This is a genomic window from Novosphingobium sp. TK46, from assembly GCF_055361525.1.
The window spans coordinates 1-2500 of the sequence record NZ_CM143963.1 but is presented as its reverse complement, the minus strand read 5'-3'; the positions used below and the strand labels follow the sequence as shown (position 1 = coordinate 2500).

At 56.9% G+C, this 2500-nt stretch carries 1 tRNA gene and 2 rRNA genes (1 of these 3 cut by a window edge); all 3 read left to right on the top strand.

Going from position 1 to position 2500, the window contains the following annotated elements:
- Positions 1 to 1592, top strand: a 23S ribosomal RNA gene (locus ACXJ1Z_RS00015); it begins 1208 nt to the left of the window's first position.
- Between the two features lie 141 nt (positions 1593 to 1733).
- Positions 1734 to 1848: ribosomal RNA gene (gene rrf, locus ACXJ1Z_RS00010) — 5S ribosomal RNA — on the top strand.
- A gap of 344 nt (positions 1849 to 2192) precedes the next feature.
- A tRNA-Met gene (locus ACXJ1Z_RS00005) sits at positions 2193 to 2269 on the top strand.
- Positions 2270 to 2500 lie beyond the last annotated feature (231 nt).

Below are 2500 nucleotides of genomic sequence, written 5' to 3'. Positions count from 1 at the left end.
ATCGTTTACGATCACGCGGTAGCGGAGCGTTCCGTAAGCGGATGAAGCGGGAGGGTAACCGACCGTGGACGTATCGGAAGTGCGAATGCTGACATGAGTAGCGATAAAGAGGGTGAGACACCCTCTCGCCGAAAGACCAAGGGTTCCTGCTTAAAGCTAATCTGAGCAGGGTGAGCCGGCCCCTAAGACGAGCCCGAAGGGGGTAGTCGATGGGAACCACGTTAATATTCGTGGGCCTGGTGGTGTGTGACGGATCATGTGTGTTGTCTGGCCTTATTGGATTGGTCAGGCTTCGAAATGGTTCCAGGAAATAGCCCCACCGTATAGACCGTACCCGAAACCGACACAGGTGGTCAGGTAGAGTATACCAAGGCGTTTGAGAGAAGTATCCTGAAGGAACTCGGCAAATTGCCTCCGTACCTTCGGAAGAAGGAGGCCCTCTCACCGGGCAACCGGTGTGGAGGGGGCACAGGCCAGGGGGTAGCGACTGTTTAGCAAAAACACAGGACTCTGCTAAGTCGGCTTCAAGACGACGTATAGGGTCTGACGCCTGCCCGGTGCTCGAAGGTTAAGAGGAGGAGTGCAAGCTCCGAATTGAAGCCCGAGTAAACGGCGGCCGTAACTATAACGGTCCTAAGGTAGCGAAATTCCTTGTCGGGTAAGTTCCGACCTGCACGAATGGCGTAACGACTTCCCCACTGTCTCCAGGATATGCTCAGCGAAATTGAATTCTCCGTGAAGATGCGGAGTACCCGCGGTTAGACGGAAAGACCCCGTGCACCTTTACTGCAGCTTCAGAGTGGCATTAGGAAGAAATTGTGTAGCATAGGTGGGAGGCTTTGAAGCGTCGGCGCCAGCTAACGTGGAGCCATAGGTGAAATACCACCCTGTTTGTTTCTGATGTCTAACCTCGTACCGTAAGCCGGTACAGGGACCCTCTGTGGCGGGTAGTTTGACTGGGGCGGTCGCCTCCTAAAGAGTAACGGAGGCGCGCGATGGTAGGCTCAGGACGGTTGGAAACCGTCTGCAAGAGTGCAATGGCATAAGCCTGCCTGACTGCGAGACTGACGAGTCGAGCAGAGACGAAAGTCGGTCATAGTGATCCGGTGGTCCCTCGTGGAAGGGCCATCGCTCAACGGATAAAAGGTACGCCGGGGATAACAGGCTGATGATTCCCAAGAGCTCATATCGACGGAATCGTTTGGCACCTCGATGTCGGCTCATCACATCCTGGGGCTGGAGCAGGTCCCAAGGGTTTGGCTGTTCGCCAATTAAAGTGGTACGTGAGCTGGGTTCAGAACGTCGCGAGACAGTTTGGTCCCTATCTGCCGTGGGCGTCGATACTTGAGAGGAGTTGTCCCTAGTACGAGAGGACCGGGATGAACATGCCTCTGGTGTACCTGTCGTTCCGCCAGGAGCGCAGCAGGGTAGCTATGCATGGACGGGATAACCGCTGAAAGCATCTAAGCGGGAAGCCTCCCTCGAGATTAGGTATCATCGAGTCGTGATAGACCATCACGTTGATAGGCCGGGTGTAGAAGTGCGGTAACGCATGGAGCTAACCGGTCCTAATCACTCTGTTCATGCTTGTGGAAATTCGCACCATCAATGACAGCCCTGCCTGACAGCAGCGCAAACCGTCATCGGTACGGACGATAAACCAGCCAGACACATCATCTAATCCAGCACGGGCCATCGATTAAAAACCCATACGAAACGCGCCAGCTCCATTGCTTGGTGACCATAGCGTCAGTGACCCACCCGATCCCATCTCGAACTCGGCCGTGAAACCTGACAGCGCCAATGGTACTACCGCTCAAGCGTTGGAAGAGTAGGACGTCGCCAGGCATTGAAGCCGGCGCGCTTCGTATCGGATAAAAACCCATTCACATGACAAGGGCGTCACCGCCCGCAAAACAGGGCCGCTCCAGATATCCTGGCGAGGCCCTGTTCGCGTCGGATCAAGACACCCAACCTTGGGCTGAAACATTCAGCCCACACGGTGACGCGGGGGTGAGCAGCCCGCCGTCCAGACCGACATCGTCGGGATGGGCCGACAAACAACTGCTTCCGGGCTGACCACTCAGCCCACACGGTGACGCGGGGTGGAGCAGCCCGCCGTCCAGACCGACATCGTCGGGATGGACCGACAAACAACTGCTTCCGGGCTGACCACTCAGCCCACACGGTGACGCGGGGTGGAGCAGCCCGGTAGCTCGTCAGGCTCATAACCTGAAGGTCGTAGGTTCAAATCCTACCCCCGCAACCACCGTTCTAAAACTCCACGCGCCGCCCCTCAGGGCGGCGTTGTCGTTTACAGCCCAGAACACCAGATCCGCGACATCAGTGACAACCCCCGGGCTCTAAGCCGTCGAAGCCATCGGGGGCGATCGGCACCCTCCATCAAGGCCGTTCATAAATCCGACGCGTCTATCCGGATTGGCTCCTAGCTAGCGGCTCGCGCTAAGCGACAGCCCTCTACGTCACAGTGAGCGAACTC